Here is a 22,910-nt window from a genome sequence, read left to right as displayed (position 1 = left end):
GCCATTTGCTCAGAGGCGATCCAGAACCGCCCTCGCCGCGCGCAGCCCCGGCTCTTCGCCGTCCCGCCCCAACCGCTGCATCGTTAGGTCCATGGCAGCCTGTTGGCGTTCCGGCGCATTCAAGACCTCCAACATGCCGGCGCTGATGGCAGCAGGGTCGCAGTCCTTGCCAATGAACTCCGGTATATCACGGGTTTCGCTGACCAGATTGACCAAAGTCACCGTGTCCACGATCAACAGACGTCCGATGATCTGGCGCGACAACCACGACATGTCGTAGGCGATCACCATCGGCGTGCCCACCGCCGCAAGCTCCAGCGAGACCGTCCCGCTCGCCGCCAGCGCCACATCCGCCGACCGGAACGCCGCCTGCTTGGCCTGCGACTCGTCCGGGGCGATCACGGTGACAGGCACGCGCCATCCCTGCACAGCCTCGCGCACCATCGGCTCCACCTGTCGACCTGCAGGCAGTACGAAATGCAGATCAGGACGCACAGCCTTCAACCGCTCTACGACATCTTGGAACACCGGCATCAGCCGCGACACTTCCGAACGTCGAGACCCCGGCAACAGCAGGCACAAATCGCCCGTCGGGATATGCTCTGCCCGCCATGCCGCCGCGTCTTCTGCGCTGGCAACAGGCTCCATCACGACCGGATGACCGACAAAGTCGCAGTCGATGCCCACGGCCTCCATGTAGGGTGGCTCAAACGGCAGCAGCGCCAGCACCTGGTCCACGACGCCAACCATCTTTTGCGCGCGCCCCGGACGCCATGCCCAGACCGTTGGCGCCACGTAGTGCACGACGCGAATATCGGACTCCGCCTTCACCAGCTTGTTCACCCGCAGGGAAAATTCCGGCAGGTCGATGGTCACCAGCACATCCGGGGACCAGGCGATAACGTCATCCGCCGTCTCGCGGATACGGCGCTTCAGCGCCCAGTATTCCTTCAGGATCTCCGTGATCCCCATGATCGAAATTTCATCCATCGGAAAGATCGACTGAAGGCCCTCCGCCTCCATCAGCGGTCCGCCGATGCCGCGAAATTCCACCTCCGGACACAGCTGGCGGACCCCCTTCATGAAGGCCGCACCGAGTTTGTCGCCAGAGGCCTCTCCCGCCGTTACAAAAACCCGCATCACGCGCCCCTTTCCCGTATCCAGAGGAACAGCCCGGCGGCCGCCAGTGCATCGCGCACCTGCGGCTGTCCAAGGACCATGACCCCGTCTGCTTCGACAATGATCCCGCTCAGACCCGCCTTGGCCACCCCGTGCACCGTTCCCGGACCAATCGCAGGCAGATCTGCGCGACGATCCTGTCCGGGCTTCGGCGCTTTGTACAACACACCACCGGAGGCATCCGTCACGCGGTCCAGCATGGCGTCGGTCCCGTCCTCGTCCTCGCGCGCCAAGACCGTATCGCCGCGCAGGACGCAAGCTTGTCCCAGGTCGGCGGCCGCCTGCGCAACGCTCACCTGATCGCCAAGGCGCGCGGTGGCCTCAATTCCATCGGGCAGAACGCCCCAGACACCCGCCAAAGGCAGCAACGAGGGCGCAGCCTCATGCGCGGCCAGCATCCGAAATCCGGCGTCCTCGAAAATTCTCATGGCGATGCGCAAGGCCCCATCATCGCCACGCCGCAAGGCACGTACCACGCGCGGCACCAAGGGCCAGGTACGCCAGGCAATCCGCCGCAGCGACAACGATGGCCGAGAGATTGCGCCGCAAAAGCAAATGGTTGTCACGCCGCGCCCATGCAGCCAATGCAGCAGATCGCCCAATCCCTCCAAGGGGAAAACACGATCCACGGACACCCCGTCCGGCCTGTGACCTTCGAGCGCACAGACCACCACCGGGCCGTCATGCGCGGCCACCACGGCGGCAGGCAGATCCCCCCGCCCGGCAATCAGCGCCAGCATCAGCCCGGCGTCAGGAAGGAACGGTCGCTGTCGCCCAGAACGAAATCCACGATCTCGCGCACGTAGGCGCTTTGGGTTTCGCTCCCCAGGCGGCGCGCACGCTCCTGAAAGGCGCCCTCGCCCTGTGCCAGCATCTGGAACGCGGCCCGCAGTGCGGTGATGTCCTCACGCGCGACGCCACGACGTTTCAGCCCAACAAGGTTCAACCCGTCCAGCTTGCCGCGCGGCCCCTGCACCAGACCGTAGGGGATCACGTCGTTGGTCACCATGGTAACAGCCCCGATGATCGCGCCCTTGCCGATGCGCACCCATTGGTGCACGCCCGACAGACCGCCGACGATCACGTCATCCTCGATCACGCAATGCCCGGCGAGCGCCACGTTGTTCACCAGGATCACGTTGTTGCCGACCTTCACGTCATGGGCCACGTGGCAGGCCGCCATGAACAACCCGTCGTTGCCCACTTCGGTCACACCGCCACCGCCTTCGGTGCCGGTGTTCATGGTAACGTGTTCACGTATGCGGTTGCGTTTACCGATCCTGAGAGAGGTCTTCTCGCCCCGGAATTTCAGATCCTGCGGGATCTCGCCGATCACGGCGAAGGGAAAGATCACCGTCTCTTCGCCAACCTCGGTCGTGCCGGTCACGACAACATGGCTTTTCAGCTCCACGTTGGCGTGCAGTGTCACGTCCGGACCGACGTGGCAAAAGGGACCGATGCGCACCCCCTCGCCCAACTTGGCGCCGGGTTCGATCACCGCAGAAGGATGGATCAGATCACTCAAACCGGAAGCTCCATCATGGCGGTGAATTCGGCCTCTGCCGCAACTTCGCCGTCCACGGTGGCCGTGCCCGCGAATTTCCAGACCTTGCCGCCGGGCTTGCCACGCAGGGTTTCCACCTTCATGCGCAGCTGATCGCCCGGAACCACCTTGCGGCGGAATTTGCACTTGTCGATGGACATGAAGAAAACCTTCAACTCCTTGTCCGCCAGATCGAGCGCAGCGCCCACCATCACCGCCGTGGTCTGGGCCATCGCCTCAACGATGGTCACGCCGGGCATCACAGGCATGCCGGGAAAGTGGCCCTGAAAATGCGGCTCGTTCATGGTGACATTCTTGATGCCGACCGCACTGTTGGTGCCGTCGATCTCTTCGACGCGGTCCACCAGAAGGAACGGGTAGCGGTGCGGAATAATCCGCTGGATCAGCTGGATATCAGCAGAAAGAAGATCATCGCTCATCAGGTAGGCTTTCTCTCGTGTCACTTGGATACCGCAGTACCAAGCCCACAGCGCAGGAGCAAGCGCAGGCCGTTCAGGGCTGGTCCGTCGCGGCCTCAGGCGTCGGCGCATCCGGCGTGTCCTCGGGCGTCGTCACCTCGTCGTCGGGCGTCGGCGCATCCTCCGCGTCATCGGACGTCGCCGCCTCCGGTGTCACGCCACCCCCTATATCGTCGTCCTCGGCGCGCGCATCAATCAGCGCAATGGCGCGATCTGTGACGTCCACGGCATCGGCGGTGATGACAACATCGCGCCGCTCGATGATGACCAGCGCGTTTGACGCGCGCATCAGGGTCTCCAACACCGGGCGCGCGGCCTGAAGGAACTCCCGGCGGTTCTCATCACCGCGATTTCGCAGCGACTCCGCCTTGGCGTCCTGCTCCGCGCGCAGCCGCTGGACCTTTTCATCGAACTCTTCGGCCAGCTTGCGAAAGTCTTCGCGCGGCAAAGAGCTCCGCTGGCCCGTCAAGGTCAATTCCTCGGCCGTCAGCTCTGTCTCTATGCGCCGGTTCTGCGCCACGATTTCTGCGCTGGCCTGCTCGATCTCGTCGTTCAGCTGCCGACCGTAGGCGCTTTCAGAGAACATCCGGTCGATGTCGACCACAAGGACGTTGCTCTGGATCATGCCCAGATCCGAAGGTTGCGCAAAGAGACCGCCGGAACAGGTCCCGGCGGCCGCCAACATCAGGCTGAACACCAGCCCGCGCATCCGATCAGAATTCCGTAGACACGGTCAGGTTGAAGTTCTTGACCTCGTCGTACTTGCTTTTCTTCAGCGGCTCAGAGAAATCAAGCCGAAGCGGACCAAGCGCGCTGTCCCACAGCACGGAGAAGCCGACGACATGGCGCGCCTCGAAATCCGAGGACACGATCTCGCTGCCGGTTGCACCCGTTGCGTTGTCGTTCACACCCCAGACAGAACCGACGTCGTAGAACAAACCACCGGCGATGCCATATTCTTCGGGCAGGCCCACGGGGAACTCCGCTTCGAACCGGGCAACGGCAAAGTAGTTGCCGCCCAGCGGATCCTCTTCGTCGCCATTGATTTCACGCGGGCCAATGCCGCCATATTCAAAGCCACGCATCAGGTTCGGGGAAATGGTAAACCGGTCGGTCACGCGGCTTTCGCCCTGGCTGTAGTTGAGCGCTCCGCCTTCCAACGTGGCACGCAGCGTGACTTCCTCGCTCCACACCTGGGTCTGGGCAATCGCCTTCAGCGAGGTTTTCACGTAAGACGTGTCCCCCCCGACGCCGCCGAAATCCTGCCCGAATTCCAGACGCACCCGGCTGACCGGCGACAGACCTGCCCGCGCGGTATCGTACGTGTACAGGTAGCCAAGCGAGCTGCTGGACCGTTCGCCCTCGGCGGCCTCAGTCGCAATGACGCCCATGTCGTTGGTATCGACACCGATCGCGTTGCCCGCGCTGATATCAGACAGAAGATACTTGTAGTTCAACTGCAGGCGCCCATTGTCGGACACCGGGAACGCGATGGACGGTGAAAAGATCCCGTTTGTCGTGTCATATGTGGACGACCCAAGGCTGTCGGTTTCGGCATAGTTCAGCCGCAAACCGAATGTCAGGTCCCGGCCCATCAACGCCGGTTCAACAAAGTTGATGCCGTACTGCCGCGCAGACGACGACGTGTTGACCGTAAAGCCGAACGTCTGGCCGCGGCCAAGGAAGTTGCGCTCCGAGAAGGAGATGGCCGCACCGAAACCGCTGGACGACGAGTAGTTGCCGCCGAAGGACAACGAGCCGGTGGGCTGTTCTTCCACATCCACATCGACGATGACCTGCTGCGGTGTCGATCCTTCACGTGCGTTCACGTCCACTGCCGCAAAGAAGCCGAGTGCACGGATACGCTCAGCGCTTTCACGGATGGCACGCGGATTGAAAGGGTCGCCCTCTACAACGTCAAACTGACGGCGCACAACGCGGTCCAACGTGGTGGAGTTGCCCTCGATGTCGATCCGCTCAACAAAAATACGCTCGCCGCGCACCAGGTTGAACGACACATCCAGCGACAGATCGCGGTCGTTGCGGTCGATCCGGGGATCAACCCGGACAAAGTTCAGACCTTCGCGGATCGCCAGCTTTTCCAGCCGCGCGATTTCGTTTTCGATGCGCGCCGGATTATAGACCGCGCCGGAGCGCAGCCGCAGTGCATTCTGAAACTTGTCCGTATCCACCTCGGGCAGGTCGGAATTCACCGAGACATTGCCAACCTTGAACTGCTGGCCTTCTTCGACGTTGAACTGAACGAAATAGCCGTCGCGTTCCTGCGCCAGCTCGCCATTCACACCCTGGATACGGAAATCGACATAGCCGCGCGACATGTAGAAATCGCGAAGCAGCTGTTTGTCGAATTCGATACGATCCGCGATGAACGTGTCTTTCTTGATGATCGCACGCAGCAGGCCGGCTTGTTTCGTCTCGACCACGCGGCGCAAACGGCGATCGGTATAGATCGTGTTGCCCACGAAGCTGATGCGCTCGACTTCGGACACGCCGCCTTCGAAGATCTCGAACACCAGATCGACGCGGTTGTCGTTGCGGCGAATGACCTTGGGCGTAACGCGCGCGGCCAGACGGCCCTGCACGGTGTAGGCCTCGGCAATGGTCTGCGCATCCTGCTCCGCCAAGCGCGGGCTGAACACCCGGCGCGTCTGGCTTTGCACCATGGGAGCAAGGTCTTCATCCTTGATGCGCTGATTGCCCTCGAACACGATGCGGTTCACGGTGGGATATTCAACGACGCTGATCACCAGAGTGTTGCCCTGCGGCGCAATATCGACGCTCTCAAACAGGCCGGAGCCCAGAATGCGCTGATAAGCGTCGTTCAATTCCCCGGCGCTGACGCGCTGTCCGCGGGCAATACCGGCGTAGGTCAGGATGGTCCCGTCCTCAACGCGCTGGTTGCCATCGATCTGGACGTTGGAAAAGCTATAGGACTGCGCGTAGGCAGCTTGCGGTGCCACAAGAATACTTGCGCCTGCACCAACTCCAAGCGCCATGGACAGACACACGGCCTGCACTGCGCCATTCAGGCTTTTGTTTTTCATTGTTCCCTGCGCGCCTCGCGCGGAAATGACTTCAGCCATTTTCGCTATCCACTTCGACATCCCTTGCCGATGTGACTAGACGGATTGAGCAGGCTTGTCAAAAGCCGATGGCTGGAAAACGGGCAGATCACGGCAAGCAGTCGCGTCACTCCCCACGCGAGCTACGGGATATTGCAGCGCGATGTACGCATAGATCGCGCTGAGACTGCGCGGCTTACTGCACCAGCATCCCGACATAAGCGCCAAGGAAGAGGGCGAAGACGACGGTAAAGACATACAACAGTCGATCATAGTTAATGCTCACAAGCAGGCTCATGCTGCGGTATCCGGCTGTGATCGTTGCCATGACAATGGTCCTTGAATGCAGATGTGGAACACGACCTTCGCGTCGGCTCAACCGCTTTATGCACTGAGATTCTGGCCTGATTTGGGCAACAACGTTAATTTGTACGTCGGACTGCGAAATAATCACTGCGGGTTTGGGTGCTTTGTTCCGTGTGACGCCGCAATCCGCTCACCGAACCCTGAAAATGCAAAAGACCGCCGCGACGGATCGCAGCGGTCAGAATCTCTCCGTCTTCAACGATCGGGCGTTATGGGCAGAAGATCAGGTCATTGGTCAGACCAAAGAGCATCATGGCCAGAACAAGCGTCAGACCGACCGACATCAGCACCTTCAGCGCACCGTCGCTGGGCGGTTTGCCAAAGACAGCCTCGTAGGCGTAGAACACAAGGTGCCCGCCATCCAGAACCGGGATCGGGAACAGGTTCAACATCCCGATGGCCGTGGACAGCACCGCAATCAGCCAGATAAAGCTGACGGTGCCCTGGCTCGCCATATCGCCCGCCGTTTCCGCGATGCCAATGGGGCCGGACAGGTTACAGGTGCTGATCGCCCCCGTTGCCATGTGCCACAGGCCGGAGACAGAGCCAGACATGATCGTCCAGACCTGCCGCACGCTGCCCCAAAGCGCATCGAGGAAAGACGGCGTGACCGTCTCCGGCTCAAAGATCTGGCCGCTGCCAAGACCAATGCGATAGACCGTCCGAAAGCCCCCTTCGGGCAGCGGTTCATCCATGCGGCGCGCTTCGAGCGTCTTGTTCAGCACCTCGCCATCGCGCCAGATTTCCAGGTCGACCGGCGCCCCTTCGGAGGCTTCGATCACAGCCGGCAGCTGCATGAAGGAAAAGACCTCCTGCCCTTCCAGCTTGGTGATCACGTCGCCCACTTGCAGGCCGGCATCCATCGCGGCCGACCGCGGCACAACGCTGCCGACGATGGGTGCGCGCAGGTATGGGCCTTCGACGGTCAGCTCGGTGCCATCGCGCAGCACGGTGTAGTCCAGCAGAGGCTGTTCCGGCAGACCGCTCACGAATTCGGAATAGGCCACGCCGTTTTCCTGGCTTGGGATCGGGTTGCCTTCGATGGCGAGCACCTGATCGCCGTTGCGCAGGTTCTGGGTGTAAGGCGTCGGCTTCAGCTCGTCGATGATCAGCGGATCGGCCGCGACACCGCGATACAGGAACACAGCCGTGAAAATCACGATGGACAGGACAAAGTTGAACACAGGCCCCGCCGCGACGGTCGCCGCACGTGCCCACAACGGGGCACCGATCATGGTGGACCGTTTGTCATCTTCCGACAGGCTGTCCATCACACCCTCTTCGGCAATGGCGCCAGAGGCGTTGCCGTCACCGCGGAATTTCACGTAGCCGCCAAAGGGAATCGCGGCCAGCTGCCACTTGGTGCCATCGCCATCGACACGGGAGTAGATCACAGGCCCGAAGCCAAGCGAGAAGACCTCCGGGAAGATCCCGGATTTCTTTCCCACGATGTAATGACCATATTCGTGGATCGCGATGATCACCGACAGGGCGATAACAAAGAACACCGCCGTCCACAGGACACCCCCGAAGGATGAACTCAAAGTCGTCAGATCCAAAATACGCCCCTTCTAGGTCCTGCCAGCAATTATATTTCCCGCCTCTACCCGAGCGAGATGGTCGGCCTCGACAACCATATCAAGGCCAAAGTCGTCATCAATATGTCGCAGTCTGGGCGAAACGCGGGAGAGCACCTCTTCGACCACCTCCGTCATCCGGGTAAAGCTTATCGCCCCGTCAATGAAGCCGTCCAAGGCGACTTCCTTGGCCGCGTTGAAGGCCGCGCCGCACAGGCCCCCGGCTTCCATCACCTCCCGCGCCAGTCGCAGCGCAGGCCAACGTATCTCACATGCGGGCCGAAAGGTCATCTGCCCCAGCTTCACAAGGTCGAGACGCTCCACCGGCAGCGGCTTGCGCTCCGGGTGATGCAGCGCAAAGCCGATCGCATGGCGCATGTCCGGCGGCCCCACATGGGCCATGAGCGCCCCGTCATTGAAACCAACCAGCGCGTGGATCATGCTTTCGGGATGCACGACGGTTTCGATCTTGTCAGCTGACAATCCAAAAAACTCTTTGGTTTCAATAAGCTCCAAAGCCTTGTTAAACATTGAGGCGGAGTCGATGGTGATCCGCTGACCCATGTCCCAGTTGGGATGGGTGGCGGCCTGCGCCGGCGTGGCCTTGGGTAGATCCTCGATGGGCCAGTCGCGGAAAGCGCCGCCGGAGGCGGTGATGATCACACGCTCCACGGCATCGAGATCCTCGCCGATCAGCGCCTGAAACACCGCCGAATGCTCCGAATCCACCGGTAGAAGCCGCCCGCCGTGCGCCTGCGCCGTGCGCAGCATCAACTGACCGGCGCAGACCATGCTTTCCTTGTTGGCCAGCGCGAGAGTAGCGCCCCGTTGCAGCGCGCGCAGGCCCGGTTCCAGCCCCGCCGCGCCGACAATGGCCGACATCACCCATTCGGCGGGTCGGTCCGCAGCCTCCAGCAAAGCCTCGCGCCCGGCAGCGGCCTCCACATCGGAGCCAGCAAGCGCCTGACGCAGCTCGTCCAGCCGCGTCTCATCCGCCGTGACCGCAAGGTCCGCGCGCAGACGGATCGCATCCTGTGCAAGCTGTGCGATGTTCTGCCCGCCGGTCAGCGCCACGACATCGTAGGCCTCCGGCTCGCGGGCGATCAGGTCGATGGTGTTCTGACCGATGGATCCGGTCGCGCCAAAGATGGAAACCCGCCGCATGTCGTTCATGTCCTTCCGCCGTTTGGCCGGTCGCTTACTGTGCGATCAGTCCCGGCGGGAAATCTACGATCTGCGTGGCGAACACAAGGAAAACCGCCGCCCCCAGCATCCCGTCGAAGCGGTCCAGCAGTCCACCGTGTCCGGGAATCATGTTCGAGCTGTCCTTGACGCCGGCTTTGCGCTTGAGCGCGCTTTCGGCAATGTCCCCGATCTGGCTGGCCATGCTGACCGCGATGGAAATCCCGGCCAGACCAGCGCTCGCACCCGTGATCCATGCAAAAAGCAGGCCCACAATCGCCGCCGCGACCCAGCCCGCCACGGTGCCCGACCATGTTTTCTTGGGCGACACCTTGGGCCAGAACTTTGGCCCGCCAATTGCGCGTCCCGCGAAGTAGCCGAAGACATCGGTCACAACCACCGTCGTCAGCAACCAGAGGATCCAGACCAGCCCCAGGTCATCGCGCAGGCTCATCATGCCGTATCCGGCAAAGACGATAAGCGTGGTAAACACGCCGTAGCGCGTGGCGCCCTGATCCATCCGGGCAAAGCCCAGCATGGCCGGCACCATCAACAGCGGCAGCGCAAAGCTGCCCGGCAGACGGATGGCCACCAGCGCCACGAGGAAGGTCGCTATGCCCAGAACGTACTGCGACTTGGTCCGGCCGGTGTCGAGCAGGCAGACCAGCTCCCACACCATGATGCCGGAGGCCGCAGCGATCAGCAGGTGGAACACCCAGCCGCCCATCGCGACCCCGAACACGCCCACGGCGAGCATCACCACGGCAGAGGCCAGCCGAACCTTCAGATCATCCCAACGATGCGAACTCATGCTTTCACCGCCCCGAAGCGGCGGTCCCGCTTTCCATAAGCGCCGCAAAGCCTGCCGAATTCTTCGGGGCTGAAATCGGGCCAAAGTGTATCAATGAATTCATATTCCGCATAAGCCGACTGCCAGAGGAGAAAGTTGGACACGCGCGCCTCGCCACTGGTGCGGATCACCAGGTCAGGGTCGGGCAGCACGTGTGTGTCCAGATAGCGCGGCAACGTCTCTTCGCAAATGTCGGCGGGGCACAGTTTGCCATCCGCCACATCCTGCGCCAGCCGTTGCGTTGCGCGGGCAACCTCGTCTCTGCCGCCGTAGTTCAGCGCAATCGTCAGATTCGTCCCGGTGCAATGGGACGTCATGCGTTCCGCCTCGTCCATCAGGCCGCGCAGCTTGGCGTCCAGCCGAGGACGGTCACCGATGAAACGCACGCGCACGTTTTCTTTTACGAAGGCCTGCATTTCTTTCATGATGTAGCGCCGGAACAGGCTCATGAGGCCGGCGACCTCGACCTGTGTACGTTTCCAGTTCTCTGTCGAGAAAGCAAAAATGGTGAGATAATCCACGCCCACGCCGGGACAGGCCTCAACGATTTCGCGCACGCGACGTGCCCCTGCGTGGTGGCCGAACAGGCGGGGCCGTCCGCGCATGGTGGCCCAGCGGCCATTGCCATCCATGATGATTGCCACGTGGCGTGGTCCACCCCGATCAGGACGAGTCTTGGATGTCATGAAGGGCCCTCCGGCGCGGCAATCTCTTTTGGCTGTGGTCGTCATAGACCAAAGCATAGGCGTTGCCAAAGAGTTAGTCGTGCATAGTTTGTGCAGTCGGTTTTTTACGCATGCTTCTGCCAGTGGCGCACATGCAAAAAGGGGCGGTCGCCCGCCCCTGTTCGCCGTCATCGGTGTCCCGAAGGGTCACACCTGCATGATTTCTTCTTGTTTGTTCTCAAGCGACGAGTCGATCTTCTTGATGTAGCTGTCGGTCAGCTCCTGGACTTCGCTTTCCCAGAGCTTGGCGTCATCCTCGGACATGTTGTCCTTGTTCTTGCGGATCTGTTCCATGCCATCGCGGCGCACGTTGCGCACGGAGACGCGGGCGTGTTCGGCGTATTGGCCCGCGACCTTGGTCAGATCCCGGCGGCGTTCCTCGTTCAGCTCGGGGATCGGCAGCATGATGATGGTGCCGTTGAGCTGCGGGTTGATGCCAAGGCCGCTTTCACGGATGGCCTTTTCCACCTTGCCGACCAGACCCTTGTCCCACACGTTGATGGTGACCATGCGCGGCTCCGGCACGTTGACCGTGCCCACTTGGTTGATCGGTGTCATCTGCCCGTAGGCGTCCACCTGCACCGGTTCCAGCATGGAGGCAGAGCCACGCCCGGTCCGCAGCGAGGCGAATTCGGTCTTCAGGTTGCTCATGGCGCCATCCATGCGGCGCTGGAGATCGTCGGTGTCGAGTTCGAATTGTTCGGACATGAGCCTGTGCCTCGTTGGGATAACCTTCGTCAGTGCGGAGGCTTAGCCCGTCCGGACGCGCAGATCAAGAACCGCCCGCCCCGCATGTGATGTGGGCAGGCCGAAGGATCTGCGCGGAGCCGCGTTAATCATAAGAGTCCATTAACGCCTCCTGTGCGAAACAAGGGCATCGGGTGTGGCTGATGCTCGAAAGCCCGAAAACCATGCACAAACGACCAGACCGGATAGTCCATGCACGTCTGCCTTATCCTCTTTCCCGGTTTTCCCATGCTGGGATACGTCCTGATCCGCGAGGCTTTGCGCATTGCCAACCTGTGCGCGGGACAAGCGCTGTTCAGCTGTCGCATCCGCACGGTGACGGGGGATCCCGTGACCGCGTCGGACGGGACGGTGATCGCGGCGGACGCGCAGGATTGGGAGGGGGCGCAGGGCTTTGATCTGCTGGTGCTGTGTGCCGGGCCCGATCCGCTGGGCCATCTGCCCATGGGGTTGCGCGGCTTCCTGCACCGGGCGGAGGCGGCGGGCGCAACGCTTGCGGGCCTCGACCATGGGGCGCTGATCCTTGCGCGGTTGGGGATGCTCGACGGACGCGAAGCGGTGCTGCCGCCCGACCCTGAGCGCAGCTATCCTGCGGTGGCCTTGTCACGCCGCACCCATGTCTTTGACCGGGATCGGCTGACCTCGACCGGAGGGCTGGCCGCCGCAGAGGCGCTGCTGGACTGGATCGCGCGCGCCCGCTCCCCGGCGCTGGCGGCGCAAACCGGTGAAGCGATGGCGATCGGTCGGGTGGCAGACAACAGCCGCCGCCAGCGGCTGCCGGACAGCACCGATCCCGTCATGCAAAAGATGCAGTCGATCATGGCCGCCCATCTGCACGACCCGATGCCCCTGCCCCGCATCGCCGCTGAATTGGAAATGAGCCTGAAACAGCTCCGCCTGCGCTGTGACAAGGCGCTGCGCAAGACGCCGATGCAGATCTATCTCGACCTGAGGCTAAAGCGGGCCGCACAGCTGGTGGAGGACACGGCCCTGTCGGTGTCCGAGATCGCGGCGGCGACGGGGTTTGCGTCGCCCTCCGCCTTCACCCGCAGCTATCGCAGCCACTTTGGCAAGCCGCCGCGCGCGGAGCGTGCCGACCGCAAACGCCAGGCCAAGCCAAAAGCGGCCAAGCTGCGCCGCCTGAAAGCGCAGGCAGGCCCCACCACGTGGGCCGAAGATTCGCAGGCCACCCGCCCGACAGTGGCGGCGCCAACAGCCTCAACCACAGGCTGAAACGCAAACGCGCCCCGAAAGAGCAATCTCCGAGGCGCGTTGAAATCCTAGAACCGTGATATCAGGGAATCACGCGGGTGAAGGTGCCCTGCCCGCTCAGGATGCCTTTGAACCCGCCGGGTTCGTTGAGCGAGAAGACCACCAGCGGCATCCGGTTGTCACGCGCCAGCGCAATGGCGGAGGCATCCATGACCTTCAGGTTGTCGCGCAGCACCTCGTCGTAGGTGATCTCGTCGAACCGCTTGGCGTCGGGATTAAGCTTGGGATCGCTGTCGTAGATCCCATCCACGTTCTTGCCCATCAGGATCGCTTCGCAGGCCATTTCCGACGCGCGCAGCGCTGCCGCCGTATCGGTCGTGAAATACGGGTTGCCGGTGCCTGCGGCGAAAATGCAGATCCGCTTCTTTTCAAGGTGGCGGACGGCGCGGCGGCGAATGTAGGGCTCTGCCACCTCATCCATCCGAATGGCCGAAATCACGCGGCAATAGGCCCCCAGACCTTCGAGCGCGGATTGCATGGCCAGCGCGTTCATCACAGTGGCCATCATGCCCATGTAATCGGCGGTGGTGCGTTCCATCCCCTGCGCCGACCCGGCCAGACCGCGGAAGATATTGCCACCGCCGATCACCATGCAGATCTCGGTGCCCAAATCGTGCACGGCCTTGATCTCGCGCGCGACACGTTCGACGGTCGGCGGGTGCAGGCCGAAGCCCTGGTCGCCCATCAGCGCCTCACCCGAAATTTTCAGCATCACGCGATTGTATGTGGTCGCGGGCGTATCGGTTTCGCTCATGTTGCGCTCCTTGTCGGCCGGGGGATAATGTTGCTGGCATATCTGGCGGAAAAGCCCGCCCGGTGCAATGGTGCTGCACTGCGGAATATGCGCAAGCTTTGCGTTTCACCACATGAGGACACGACCTGACCATGCCCCTAGGCCCTGCACTGCGCGCCCGGATCGACACGTTGGACCCGGCGCGCCCCGTCCTGATTGCAGGCCCGACGGCGAGCGGCAAATCCGCGCTGGCGCTGGAGATTGCAGAGCGTCAAGGCGGGGTGGTGGTCAACGCCGATGCCTTGCAGGTGTTCGACGACTGGCGTGTGCTGACCGCGCGCCCCTCGGCCGCGGAGGAAGCCCGCGCGCCCCACAGTCTATATGGCCACATCGCGGGCAGCACCGCCTATTCGGTCGGGGACTGGCTGCGTGAGGTGGCGTCTGTATTGCACGGCGCGCGGCCCATCATCACCGGCGGCACGGGCCTGTATTTCACGGCGTTGACGGAAGGGCTCGCCGAGATCCCGCCGACCCCGCCGGAGATACGAACCGCGGCCGATGCGCGCCTTGCACAGCACGGCCTCGACGCGATGGTGGCAGAGCTTGACGCCGCCACCGCGCAGCGCATCGACCTGCGCAATCCGATGCGGGTGCAGCGCGCCTGGGAGGTGTTGCATGCCACGGGGCGTGGGCTGCGCGCCTGGCAGGAGGACACACCGCCGCCACTGCTGCCCGTCACGGAGACGCAGCGGTTCGTGTTCGATGCACCAAAGGACTGGCTGACGCCACGCATCGAACGCCGTTTTGATCTGATGCTGGCGCAGGGCGCGCTGGAGGAGGCGCGCGCCAATCTTGACACGTGGTCGCCCGCCCTGCCCTCTGCCAAGGCCATCGGTGCGGCGGAGCTGATCGCGCACCTGCGCGGCGAGATGACCCTGACCGAGGCGACCGACCGCGCCACGATCCTCACCCGACAGTTTGCCAAGCGGCAGCGGACATGGTTCAAATCACGTATGTCGGACTGGCCGAAGGTCACGCCGGAGGATCTTTCATGAGCGATGTTACACACCAGCGGCGCCGAACATGAGCCGCCCCGGGTTCCTCAAGAACCCCATGCCGCCCGCGCCCGCCAAGGCGCGCGGGGCGATCCGGGCTGGCTCCTTCATGCCGGAATTGCAGGCCGCGCCCTGGCGCTACCATCTGGCCCATGACCGCGAGGACGTCACGCTGCTCTGGATCACCAAAGGGCAAGGGCGGGCGATCGTGAATGGCGTGCGACGGGGGCTGAGCACGCATATCGCGCTGTGGCTGCCCGCCCGAACGCTGTTTTCCATCGAGCTTCAGCCCGGCACGCAGGCGCTGTTCGTCCAGGCGCCACCGGGCCTGGCGCCGCAGGAACCGCAGGCACCGGTCTTGCTGCGCATCCGGGACGGCTATGGTCAGGCAGAGCTGACCGGTGAAATCGACACCATGCACCGGGAATTGCACGCCAAACGCCCCTTGATGCAGGACGCGCTGGAAGCGCGGGCCGCCTTGATCGGGATCTGGCTGCACCGGCAAATCGAGGCCGGGGCCGCCGACGCGCCTCAGCCAACCGCCGCACAACGGCTGGTGCATCGCTACGCGGCAGATCTGACACGCCATTTCCGGACGCCTCGCAGCATGGGCAGCTATGCCGAAGCGCTGGATGTCACCGCGACGCATCTGACCCGCTGTTGCCGCGCCTGCTGTGGCAAGACCGCCGCCGACCTTCTGGCGGAACGGCGGCTGCACGCCGCACGCGTCGCGCTCGAAAGTCCGAAGCCGCCGGTTCAGGATGTGGCAAAGTCGCTGGGCTTTTCCTCCCCGGCCTATTTCGCGCGCTTCATCCAAAACCACACCGGGGTCTCGCCGACCGAGTTGCGCCGCGCCGGACGCAAGCCCGCCACACTGCGGTCTACATTTTAAGCAAGGCTGCCGCACCCGCCGGGCCGGCGGCACGACGCCAATGCCCCGCCCGCGCCCATTCCAAGCGTTGACGCGATGCGTCAGATCATGCGCAATGGCGCGACGGTCGGCAGGTGGCCACAAACGCTTTCATCTGGCGCATGGCGCGATCCTGCTGACCGAATGAGAAAGGACGATCACCATGGCTTCGCAAGGCACCAAGCAGCGGCATCATCCCGCGGCCCGGATGTACGCAAAAGAGCTGCAAAGCGGTGCCCTGGACCGACGTGAGTTCCTGACCCGTACGACCGCCCTGGGGTTGTCCGCCTCTGCCGCCTACGTGCTGGGCGGTCTGGCGCAACCTGCCGAGGCCGAAAGCCATGTGCCGCCCGGTGAGACGGGTGGAACGTTGCGCATCCAGCAAGAGGTGCGCCCGCTAAAAGATCCGCGCACCTACGACTGGCCGCAGATCGCGAACTTCACCCGTGGGTGGCTGGAATATCTGGTGGAGTACAACCGCGACGGATCGCTGCGCGGCATGCTTCTGGACAGCTGGGAGGTCAACGACGACGCCACAGAATACCTCCTGCATGTTCGCCCCGGCGTGCTGTGGACCAATGGCGATGCCTTTACCGCAGATGACGTGATACGGATGTTTGCCTATTGGTGTGATCGAACCGTTGAAGGCAATTCCATGGCCGGACGCATGGCCACACTGGTGGACGAGAGCACCTCGCAGCTGATCGAAGGCGCCGTGACCAAGGTCGACGACCGGACCGTGCGCGTCAGCCTGCCAAAACCCGACATCACCCTGATCGTGGGCATGGCGGATTACCCCGCCGCCGTGGTTCATGCCAGCCATTCGCCGGAAACCATGCTTGAAAAACCTATCGGAACAGGCCCTTACCTGCCGGAGGTCTATGAGCCCCGCAACAATGGGGTGTTGGTCAGGAATACGCAGCACGCCTGGTGGGGGGCCGAGGCGGAGGGGTTCGGTGGCGCGTCGCTGGACCGGATTGAATTCATCGACCTTGGGACCGACCCTGCATCCTGGATCAGGGCAGCGCAGGCCGATGAGGTCGATATGCTGTACCAGAATGTCGGTGAATTCATCGACATTGCCGACGCCATGGGGTGGGAGAAGTCAGAGGTCGTGACGGGCGCCACCGTTGTCGTGCGCTTCAACCAGAACACTCCGGTGGATGGGACGGCCGTGTATGCGGAGCCCAAGCTGCGGGAGGCTTTGGTGAAGGCGGTGGATAATGAGATCTGCCTTGAGCTGGGCTATTCCGGACGCGGTGTGGTGGCGGCAAACCACCACGTCGCGCCTGTGCATCCCGAATATGCTGACATCGGCCCGGCGATCTACGATCCGGAAAGCTCTGCGGCGCTGCTCGACGAGATCGGCATGCGCGATTACGAGCACAACCTGATTTCGCTTGACGATGGCTACACCAAGAACACCGCCGATGCCGCGGCGGCCCAATTGCGCGATGCGGGCATCAAGGTGAAGCGCACCGTTCTGCCCGGTTCGTCATTCTGGAGCGAATGGTCCAGCTACCCGTTTTCCGCCACCGAATGGGTGCATCGACCGCTGGGCGTTCAGACCCTGGCGCTGGCCTACCGGTCCGGTGCGGCGTGGAACGAGACCGGATATGCCAACCCGGAATTCGATGCCAAGCTGGCGGCGGCCATGTCGATCGCCGATGCAGAGGCCCGCAGCATCGTCATGGCCGATATTGAAACAATATTGCGCTCGGATCATGTGATGATCCAACCCTTTTGGCGCTCACTCTATCGGCATTACCGACCGGGTGTCCTTGGCGCAGAGATGCACCCGTCTTTCGAGATCCATTTGTACAAACTGGGACTGGCCGCATGAGACGTGTCAGCGTGCCGCCGACGGCGCGCGTGCCGAGATAAAGACAGCCCGAGCGTCGCTCTCTTTACCGGTGTCGTCGTCCGCCACCAGCTGGGCAAGCTGCGCCTCCCCGCCCCCGCGTCGTTTGCGGATGAAACGGGGCGGGATCGTGGAAAGAGCCAAGATCCCGTTCTGCTCCTCGACGGACAGAGGTTCCGCAAATTTGAAATCCCCCATTGTCTGGTGAAAGCGTGCAAGCTTTGCCCCGGGAAGCGCCGTTCCGGACACGTTCAGGACCGCGTCACAGCCGACGACCAACGGGATTTCCGACGCGTCGCGCGGTTGAAAACGGAAACCACCCCGCCCCAGCGTGAGCATCAGTCCGGGCACACCCTTGCCGTCGATTTCAAGAACGGCGGGCACACAGCACGCCCGGCGATTGTAGAACAACGTCCAGATCCAGCGCGCAGCGATGTCGAACGTGAACAACAGCCCGATTACGAGGATCAGTGCGACCACAACCGCCCCGCCGGTCGCCAAAATGCTGTCTTTCAGGACGCGGTCCAGCGCCTGCCAATCAATGCGTCCGTCGGTTACGATGGCCCAACGCGCCTCTGGCAGGACACTTATGACGCGGTCCTTGGCCATGGCGCAGGCCAGCTCGCTTTGCCGGTCGAATTCCCGCAGCATGGACTGCATGTGGCGTGGATCGTAGCGCGCTCCGCCGGTGCTGAGCCGCGCGCCTTCGGCCATCAGGTCGAGCGCGATGCCTTCCAGCGCCTCGAAGGGCGTATCATCCAACGTATTGAGCAGGCGCTGTTCACTCAGCCCTGACATCTGGTCGCTGATCCGCTCTGCAATGCGCGGGCTGACCTGTGTGCCGTCCGCGGGCAGGACCGAGAGGGTCAGCACCAACCCGGTCAGCGCCTGTGGCCGATCACACTCCTGTGCAAAGGTGGCATTGGCCCAGATCAGCATCACAAGCACCGACGCCGCTGTGCGTCCCGCCCTGACAACTGGTTCGAATAGGGTCGCCAAACCGAGCATGTGATGCACCCCGAAGTCCCGTGTTAACGGACGTCTGAGCACGTCCCGGGTCAAGAGTGTCATCCAATGGTCAACTGCGGCTTAAGCTATAAAATCCGCTGGAAATAGGTCGCAAAGGCAAGCGCCGTCAGCTGCCCCAGATTTTCTTAACATAGTTGCGGGTTTCGCGATAAGGCGGCACGCCGTCGTGTTTCTCAACCGCGCCGGGACCCGCGTTGTAGGCGGCCAGCGCCAGACGCCAGGAGCCGAATTTCCTGTACTGAATCATCAGGTACTTCGCGCCGCCCAGCAGGTTTTCCTGCGGATCATGCGGATCCACGCCAAGCGATTTGGCCGTGGCGGGCATCAGCTGCGCGAGACCGATGGCCCCCTTGTGGGAAAGCGCCTTGGGATTGAACCGGCTTTCCTGCATCACGAGACGCAGAAACAGATCCTCCGGCACGCCATGTTTTTGCGCCGCGATTCGCGCCATGGTCGCGTAGGGGCCGTTATAGCGCCCGCGATATTTCGGCACCTCCGCCGCAGCGGCTGCGCCTGTGCCCCACTTGGTCGGGGTCACAACCTGAGGCGGCTGGAGGCGCACGGAGCTTTTGTATTGAGCGGAGGCGCGGCTGTCCAAGACACCGATTTGAGAGGAAAACAGGCCGGCGCGGCTTTTGGTGGAAATCGTTTCTGCCTGTACGACACCTGACGACAGACAGAGCATGCCGACAGCTGCCAGAGCCGTCCATGCCACACTTCCAAAGCGCACCCCCGCCATTGCAAACCTCTTCACCGTTGTTCAAATTTCGGCGGAGACTAGCCGCAAAACGCATCTTCGGGAACCCCCGGACCGACCCGGCGTTTACCCCGGTTGGAGGGTTCGTTAGAAACGGCAGACATTCGCCTATGCGATTCTAGGTTTCGAGAGGAAAAACATGGCCGGTTCCGTGAACAAAGTCATCATCGTGGGCAATCTGGGCCGTGACCCGGAAGTCCGCAGCTTTCAGAACGGCGGCAAGGTGTGCAACCTGCGCGTCGCAACGTCCGAGACATGGAAAGACCGCAACACCGGCGAGCGCCGGGAGAAAACCGAATGGCATTCGGTTGCGATCTTTCAGGAAGGCTTGGTCCGGGTGGCTGAACAGTACCTGCGCAAAGGCTCCAAGGTCTATATCGAAGGCCAGCTGCAAACCCGCAAATGGCAGGACCAGAGCGGTCAGGACCGCTATTCGACCGAGATCGTGCTCCAGGGCTTTGGCGGTAACCTGACAATGCTGGATGGCCCGAGCGGCGGCGGCGGTGGCGGCGGTGGCAACTACGGTGGTGGCGGCGGCGGTGGCCAGGACAGCTACGGCGGTGGCGGCTATGAAGAGGGCGGCGGCTACGGCGGGGGATCTTCGTCCGGTGGCGGCTCCGGCCCGGCGCGCGCTCCGGCCCGCGATATCGACGACGAAATCCCGTTCTGAGGGATCCCCGTTGAAAGATCCGAAACCCGGTGCCTGCGCACCGGGTTTTTTCGTTTGCGGCGTAGAAAACGGCGCGCGCGCCCCGGGCCGGGTCGACGGCGTGCGAGCGCCGCGCAACCGCAAAAGACGCGCCTGCGATAAAGGTTTTCGCAATCACGAGATACTTTTTTCATCGCCCCGGCCGCTCAGCACCCTATGTGGCACTTCAAACCGCAATCACAAACACTCCAAACCCCCAAGCAAAAAGCTGACAGCCAGGGAGGGCTCGCATGGCGACCTTTGATCTCAATGGAAAAGAAGTGACGGTAGATGTCCCCGACGACACACCGCTGCTCTGGGTCCTTCGGGACGAAATGCAAATGACCGGCACCAAGTTCGGCTGTGGCGTTGCGCAATGCGGTGCGTGCACCGTAATGCTCAACGGCATGACGCGGCGCTCCTGCGTGACGCCGATTTCGATGGTGGACGGCAGCAGCGTCACCACGATCGAGGGCATGGACGGCCCGGAAACCAAGGCCGTGCAAGCCGCGTGGGAAAGCCTCGACGTGCCGCAATGTGGCTGGTGCCAGTCCGGTCAGGTGATGAGCGCCTCGGCGCTGCTGCGGGAAATCCCCAAGCCGACGGATGAAGACATCGACAACGCCATGGCAGGCAACATCTGCCGCTGCGCGACCTATGTCCGCATCCGCAAGGCGATCCATGACGCCGCCGACAGCCTGGAAGGATAAACCATGACCAAGATGAACCGCAGGGGTTTCCTGACCTCCTCCGCCGGTCTGGTGATCGGCCTGTCGTTGCCCATCGCGGCACGCGCGCAATCCGGGGCTGCCCTGGCCTTTGAAAGCGACGGCACCGAGGGCACATTCGCGCCCAACGCCTTTGTCCGCGTGGCGCCCGATGACACCGTCACCGTGATGATCAAGCACATCGAATTCGGCCAGGGGCCCTATACCGGCCTGTCGACCCTCGTGGCCGAAGAGCTGGACGCCGACTGGTCGCAGATGCGCGCCGAAGCCGCGCCGGCCGATGCCGTTTACAAGAACCTCGCCTTCGGGATGCAGGGAACCGGTGGGTCCACCGCGATGGCCAACAGCTACATGCAGATGCGCAAGGCCGGGGCCGCCGCGCGCGCCATGCTGGTCGCTGCCGCTGCCGAAGAATGGGGTGTTGATGGTTCAGAGATCACCGTCTCCAAGGGTGTGATCAGCCACGGCGACAAGACCTCCGCCTTTGGCGCCTTGGCTGAAAAAGCCGCGCAGCAGACCGTTCCCGAGGATCCGACCGTCAAGACCGCCGACCAGTTCGTGCTGATCGGGCAGGACTTGCCAAAGCTCGACACCGTGGCGAAATCCAACGGGACGGCGACGTTCTCGATGGATCTGTACCGCGACGGGATGAAGACCGTCGTTGTGGCCCATGCGCCAAAGTTCGGCGGTGCGGTTGCGTCGTTCGACGACAGCGCCGCGCTGAAGGTGCCCGGCGTCGAAGCGGTCCACCAGATCCCGCAGGGCATCGCGGTCTACGCGACCTCGACCTTTGCCGCGATCAAGGGGCGCAACGCGCTCGACATCCAGTGGGATGACAGCAACGCCGAAACCCGGTCGACCGATGCGATCTTCGAGGCCTTCTCAGAAGCGGCCGCGCAGGGTGGTCAGGATGCCGAGATGATCGGCAACGGCGCAGCGGACATCGACGGCGCCGCGCAGGTGATCGAAGCCGAGTTCCGCTTTCCCTACCTGGCGCACGCCCCGATGGAGCCGCTGGACGGTCTCATCGAATACAGCGAGGGCAAGGCCGAGGTCTGGATGGGCTCGCAGTTCCCCGGGCTGGACCATCCGGCGGTGGCCAATGTGCTGTCGCTTGAGCCGGCAAATGTGCGGGTCAACGTCATGCTGGCCGGTGGCAGCTTTGGCCGGCGCGCGCAGGACACGGCGCATTTTGCCAATGAGCTGGCAGAGGTCGCCAAGGCCGCAGGCCCCGGCACCTACAAACTGGTCTGGACCCGCGAGGATGACCTGCACGGCGGCTATTACCGCCCGCTGACGGTGCACAAGATGCGCGCCGGTCTGGCAGAGGACGGCACGCTGACCGGCTGGGAAGACGTGGTGGTCAACCAGTCCATCATGGCCGGTGGCCCCATGGCACAGATGATGCAGGACGGCATGGACCCGACCTCTTACGAGGGATCGACGAAAATGCCGTACGATCTGGCCCATGCGCGCACCGGTTGGGCGCAGATGGAAAGCCCGGTTTCCGTGCTGTGGTGGCGCTCTGTCGGTCACTCACACACCGGCTACGCCACCGAGGTTTTCCTCGACATGGTGCTGGAGGCGCAGGGCAAAGACCCGGTGCAAGGGCGTCTTGACCTGCTGAAATCCGACATGACCCGCGACCGCGGCGTGCTGGAAAAAGTGGCGGAGATGGCCGGCTGGGATGGCGAAAAGGTCAAAGGCGACAAGGGTTACGGCGTCGCGCTTCACGAGAGCTTCAGCACGTATGTCGCTCAGATCGCTGAAGTTTCCGACGTTGACGGGATGCCGAAAGTGCATCGTGTCTGGTGCGCCGTGGATTGCGGCGTGGCCGTGAACCCCAACGTGATCCGGGCGCAGATGGAAGGCGGGGTGGGCTTTGGCCTTGGCACCGTTCTGTTTGACGAGATCACCCTGGCCGACGGCGGCGAGGTTCAGCAGTCGAACTTTGACACCTACCGCATGTTGCGCATCCACGAGATGCCGGAGGTCACGGTCGAGATCATCCAGTCCGACGCGGATCCGACCGGCGTGGGCGAACCGGGCTTGCCGCCCATCGGTCCCGCCGTTGCCAACGCCTGGCGTGCGCTGACCGGCGAGACCGGCACCACCCTGCCCTTTGCCAAGAAAACCGGAGCCTGAG

The 22,910-nt window shown here is 63.0% G+C and carries 22 protein-coding genes; 7 read left to right on the top strand and 15 right to left on the bottom strand.

The genetic code is table 11. The features are described from left to right. Window positions 1–9: 9 nt before the first annotated feature. The 12 genes from lpxB to frr all read right to left on the bottom strand — a co-directional run bounded on the left by lpxB (window position 10) and on the right by frr (window position 11,692). On the bottom strand, window positions 10–1,140 hold the full coding sequence (gene lpxB / locus GGQ68_RS06665) for a lipid-A-disaccharide synthase (protein WP_183964265.1): 1,131 nt from the start codon (window positions 1,138–1,140) through the stop codon (window positions 10–12). Continuing rightward, window positions 1,140–1,919: an LpxI family protein gene (locus GGQ68_RS06660; RefSeq protein ID WP_183964263.1), complete on the bottom strand. Its 780-nt coding sequence runs from the start codon at window positions 1,917–1,919 to the stop codon at window positions 1,140–1,142. The genes lpxB and GGQ68_RS06660 overlap by 1 nt, the downstream gene beginning before the upstream one ends. Continuing rightward, window positions 1,919–2,704, bottom strand: a complete 786-nt coding sequence (gene lpxA, locus GGQ68_RS06655; protein WP_183964261.1) for an acyl-ACP--UDP-N-acetylglucosamine O-acyltransferase — start codon at window positions 2,702–2,704, stop codon at window positions 1,919–1,921. The genes GGQ68_RS06660 and lpxA overlap by 1 nt, the downstream gene beginning before the upstream one ends. Continuing rightward, a complete protein-coding gene (gene fabZ, locus GGQ68_RS06650; protein WP_183964259.1) occupies window positions 2,701–3,162 on the bottom strand; it encodes a 3-hydroxyacyl-ACP dehydratase FabZ in 462 nt (153 codons plus the stop codon). Before fabZ ends, lpxA begins: the two co-directional genes overlap by 4 nt. Before the next feature lie 73 nt (window positions 3,163–3,235). Further along, window positions 3,236–3,910 (bottom strand): OmpH/Skp family outer membrane protein, encoded by a 675-nt coding sequence (locus GGQ68_RS06645; protein ID WP_183964257.1) that lies wholly within the window; start codon window positions 3,908–3,910, stop codon window positions 3,236–3,238. A gap of 4 nt (window positions 3,911–3,914) precedes the next feature. Further along, window positions 3,915–6,266 carry an outer membrane protein assembly factor BamA gene (bamA, locus tag GGQ68_RS06640; RefSeq protein WP_425502961.1) on the bottom strand — a complete coding sequence of 784 codons (2,352 nt, stop codon included), beginning with the start codon at window positions 6,264–6,266 and terminating at the stop codon, window positions 3,915–3,917. A gap of 214 nt (window positions 6,267–6,480) precedes the next feature. Continuing rightward, on the bottom strand, window positions 6,481–6,612 hold the full coding sequence (locus GGQ68_RS24555; protein ID WP_281374669.1) for a hypothetical protein: 132 nt from the start codon (window positions 6,610–6,612) through the stop codon (window positions 6,481–6,483). 247 nt (window positions 6,613–6,859) lie between these two features. Further along, the gene (gene rseP, locus GGQ68_RS06635) at window positions 6,860–8,209 is read right to left on the bottom strand and encodes an RIP metalloprotease RseP (protein ID WP_183964255.1); all 1,350 of its coding nucleotides are present in this window, start codon (window positions 8,207–8,209) and stop codon (window positions 6,860–6,862) included. A gap of 12 nt (window positions 8,210–8,221) precedes the next feature. Then, window positions 8,222–9,391 (bottom strand): 1-deoxy-D-xylulose-5-phosphate reductoisomerase, encoded by a 1,170-nt coding sequence (dxr, locus tag GGQ68_RS06630; RefSeq protein WP_183964253.1) that lies wholly within the window; start codon window positions 9,389–9,391, stop codon window positions 8,222–8,224. Window positions 9,392–9,425: 34 nt separating this feature from the next. Then, window positions 9,426–10,220, bottom strand: coding sequence for a phosphatidate cytidylyltransferase (locus GGQ68_RS06625; RefSeq protein ID WP_183964251.1), 795 nt, complete (start codon window positions 10,218–10,220; stop codon window positions 9,426–9,428). After that, complete coding sequence (uppS, locus tag GGQ68_RS06620) at window positions 10,217–10,945, bottom strand: polyprenyl diphosphate synthase (RefSeq protein ID WP_183964249.1); 729 nt, start codon at window positions 10,943–10,945, stop codon at window positions 10,217–10,219. Before uppS ends, GGQ68_RS06625 begins: the two co-directional genes overlap by 4 nt. A 186-nt stretch (window positions 10,946–11,131) precedes the next feature. Next, a complete protein-coding gene (gene frr / locus GGQ68_RS06615; protein ID WP_183964247.1) occupies window positions 11,132–11,692 on the bottom strand; it encodes a ribosome recycling factor in 561 nt (186 codons plus the stop codon). Between the two features lie 231 nt (window positions 11,693–11,923). Between frr and GGQ68_RS06610 the strand changes: the two genes are divergently transcribed. Beyond that, on the top strand, window positions 11,924–12,964 hold the full coding sequence (locus GGQ68_RS06610) for a GlxA family transcriptional regulator (protein ID WP_183964245.1): 1,041 nt from the start codon (window positions 11,924–11,926) through the stop codon (window positions 12,962–12,964). A 61-nt stretch (window positions 12,965–13,025) separates the two neighbouring features. Here GGQ68_RS06610 and pyrH read toward each other — a convergent pair whose 3' ends face one another. Beyond that, a complete protein-coding gene (gene pyrH, locus GGQ68_RS06605; protein ID WP_183964243.1) occupies window positions 13,026–13,757 on the bottom strand; it encodes a UMP kinase in 732 nt (243 codons plus the stop codon). A gap of 131 nt (window positions 13,758–13,888) precedes the next feature. Between pyrH and miaA the strand changes: the two genes are divergently transcribed. The 3 genes from miaA to GGQ68_RS06590 all read left to right on the top strand — a co-directional run bounded on the left by miaA (window position 13,889) and on the right by GGQ68_RS06590 (window position 17,544). Then, a complete protein-coding gene (gene miaA / locus GGQ68_RS06600; protein WP_183964241.1) occupies window positions 13,889–14,791 on the top strand; it encodes a tRNA (adenosine(37)-N6)-dimethylallyltransferase MiaA in 903 nt (300 codons plus the stop codon). Window positions 14,792–14,819: 28 nt separating this feature from the next. Then, window positions 14,820–15,683: a helix-turn-helix domain-containing protein gene (locus GGQ68_RS06595; RefSeq protein WP_246429289.1), complete on the top strand. Its 864-nt coding sequence runs from the start codon at window positions 14,820–14,822 to the stop codon at window positions 15,681–15,683. Window positions 15,684–15,864: 181 nt separating this feature from the next. Then, window positions 15,865–17,544 carry an ABC transporter substrate-binding protein gene (locus tag GGQ68_RS06590; protein ID WP_183964239.1) on the top strand — a complete coding sequence of 560 codons (1,680 nt, stop codon included), beginning with the start codon at window positions 15,865–15,867 and terminating at the stop codon, window positions 17,542–17,544. A 6-nt stretch (window positions 17,545–17,550) separates the two neighbouring features. Here the strand turns inward: GGQ68_RS06590 and GGQ68_RS06585 are convergent, their stop codons facing one another. Both GGQ68_RS06585 and GGQ68_RS06580 read right to left on the bottom strand, forming a co-directional pair. Then, window positions 17,551–18,633 (bottom strand): hypothetical protein, encoded by a 1,083-nt coding sequence (locus GGQ68_RS06585; protein WP_183964236.1) that lies wholly within the window; start codon window positions 18,631–18,633, stop codon window positions 17,551–17,553. 64 nt (window positions 18,634–18,697) lie between these two features. Then, a complete protein-coding gene (locus GGQ68_RS06580) occupies window positions 18,698–19,330 on the bottom strand; it encodes a lytic transglycosylase domain-containing protein (RefSeq protein ID WP_484592948.1) in 633 nt (210 codons plus the stop codon). 157 nt (window positions 19,331–19,487) lie between these two features. Between GGQ68_RS06580 and ssb the strand changes: the two genes are divergently transcribed. From ssb to GGQ68_RS06565, 3 genes are all read left to right on the top strand, one after another. Then, window positions 19,488–20,018, top strand: coding sequence for a single-stranded DNA-binding protein (gene ssb / locus GGQ68_RS06575; RefSeq protein WP_183964234.1), 531 nt, complete (start codon window positions 19,488–19,490; stop codon window positions 20,016–20,018). 269 nt (window positions 20,019–20,287) lie between these two features. After that, window positions 20,288–20,746: a (2Fe-2S)-binding protein gene (locus tag GGQ68_RS06570; protein ID WP_183964233.1), complete on the top strand. Its 459-nt coding sequence runs from the start codon at window positions 20,288–20,290 to the stop codon at window positions 20,744–20,746. Between the two features lie 3 nt (window positions 20,747–20,749). Then, a complete protein-coding gene (locus GGQ68_RS06565) occupies window positions 20,750–22,909 on the top strand; it encodes a xanthine dehydrogenase family protein molybdopterin-binding subunit (protein WP_183964231.1) in 2,160 nt (719 codons plus the stop codon). Window position 22,910: the final 1 nt, after the last annotated feature.

This window comes from Sagittula marina (assembly GCF_014196795.1).
In the GTDB taxonomy this organism is placed as follows: domain Bacteria; phylum Pseudomonadota; class Alphaproteobacteria; order Rhodobacterales; family Rhodobacteraceae; genus Sagittula; species Sagittula marina.
The sequence above is the reverse complement of the archived record's forward strand: the minus strand, read 5'-3'. Positions and strand labels throughout refer to the sequence as shown.

What these genes read in the sequence shown, in the direction of transcription:
- GGQ68_RS06570 (WP_183964233.1), top strand. Translation starts at nt 20,288, where the DNA reads ATGGCGACCTTTGATCTCAATGGAAAAGAAGTGACGGTAGATGTCCCC.
- bamA (WP_425502961.1), bottom strand. Translation starts at nt 6,266, where the DNA reads ATGAAAAACAAAAGCCTGAATGGCGCAGTGCAGGCCGTGTGTCTGTCC.
- GGQ68_RS06585 (WP_183964236.1), bottom strand. Translation starts at nt 18,633, where the DNA reads ATGACACTCTTGACCCGGGACGTGCTCAGACGTCCGTTAACACGGGAC.
- GGQ68_RS06610 (WP_183964245.1), top strand. Translation starts at nt 11,924, where the DNA reads ATGCACGTCTGCCTTATCCTCTTTCCCGGTTTTCCCATGCTGGGATAC.
- GGQ68_RS06645 (WP_183964257.1), bottom strand. Translation starts at nt 3,910, where the DNA reads ATGCGCGGGCTGGTGTTCAGCCTGATGTTGGCGGCCGCCGGGACCTGT.
- GGQ68_RS06590 (WP_183964239.1), top strand. Translation starts at nt 15,865, where the DNA reads ATGGCTTCGCAAGGCACCAAGCAGCGGCATCATCCCGCGGCCCGGATG.
- miaA (WP_183964241.1), top strand. Translation starts at nt 13,889, where the DNA reads ATGCCCCTAGGCCCTGCACTGCGCGCCCGGATCGACACGTTGGACCCG.
- pyrH (WP_183964243.1), bottom strand. Translation starts at nt 13,757, where the DNA reads ATGAGCGAAACCGATACGCCCGCGACCACATACAATCGCGTGATGCTG.
- lpxB (WP_183964265.1), bottom strand. Translation starts at nt 1,140, where the DNA reads ATGCGGGTTTTTGTAACGGCGGGAGAGGCCTCTGGCGACAAACTCGGT.
- ssb (WP_183964234.1), top strand. Translation starts at nt 19,488, where the DNA reads ATGGCCGGTTCCGTGAACAAAGTCATCATCGTGGGCAATCTGGGCCGT.
- dxr (WP_183964253.1), bottom strand. Translation starts at nt 9,391, where the DNA reads ATGCGGCGGGTTTCCATCTTTGGCGCGACCGGATCCATCGGTCAGAAC.
- GGQ68_RS06595 (WP_246429289.1), top strand. Translation starts at nt 14,820, where the DNA reads ATGAGCCGCCCCGGGTTCCTCAAGAACCCCATGCCGCCCGCGCCCGCC.
- GGQ68_RS06580 (WP_484592948.1), bottom strand. Translation starts at nt 19,330, where the DNA reads ATGGCGGGGGTGCGCTTTGGAAGTGTGGCATGGACGGCTCTGGCAGCT.
- fabZ (WP_183964259.1), bottom strand. Translation starts at nt 3,162, where the DNA reads ATGAGCGATGATCTTCTTTCTGCTGATATCCAGCTGATCCAGCGGATT.
- frr (WP_183964247.1), bottom strand. Translation starts at nt 11,692, where the DNA reads ATGTCCGAACAATTCGAACTCGACACCGACGATCTCCAGCGCCGCATG.
- uppS (WP_183964249.1), bottom strand. Translation starts at nt 10,945, where the DNA reads ATGACATCCAAGACTCGTCCTGATCGGGGTGGACCACGCCACGTGGCA.
- GGQ68_RS06660 (WP_183964263.1), bottom strand. Translation starts at nt 1,919, where the DNA reads ATGCTGGCGCTGATTGCCGGGCGGGGGGATCTGCCTGCCGCCGTGGTG.
- GGQ68_RS06625 (WP_183964251.1), bottom strand. Translation starts at nt 10,220, where the DNA reads ATGAGTTCGCATCGTTGGGATGATCTGAAGGTTCGGCTGGCCTCTGCC.
- GGQ68_RS24555 (WP_281374669.1), bottom strand. Translation starts at nt 6,612, where the DNA reads ATGGCAACGATCACAGCCGGATACCGCAGCATGAGCCTGCTTGTGAGC.
- GGQ68_RS06565 (WP_183964231.1), top strand. Translation starts at nt 20,750, where the DNA reads ATGACCAAGATGAACCGCAGGGGTTTCCTGACCTCCTCCGCCGGTCTG.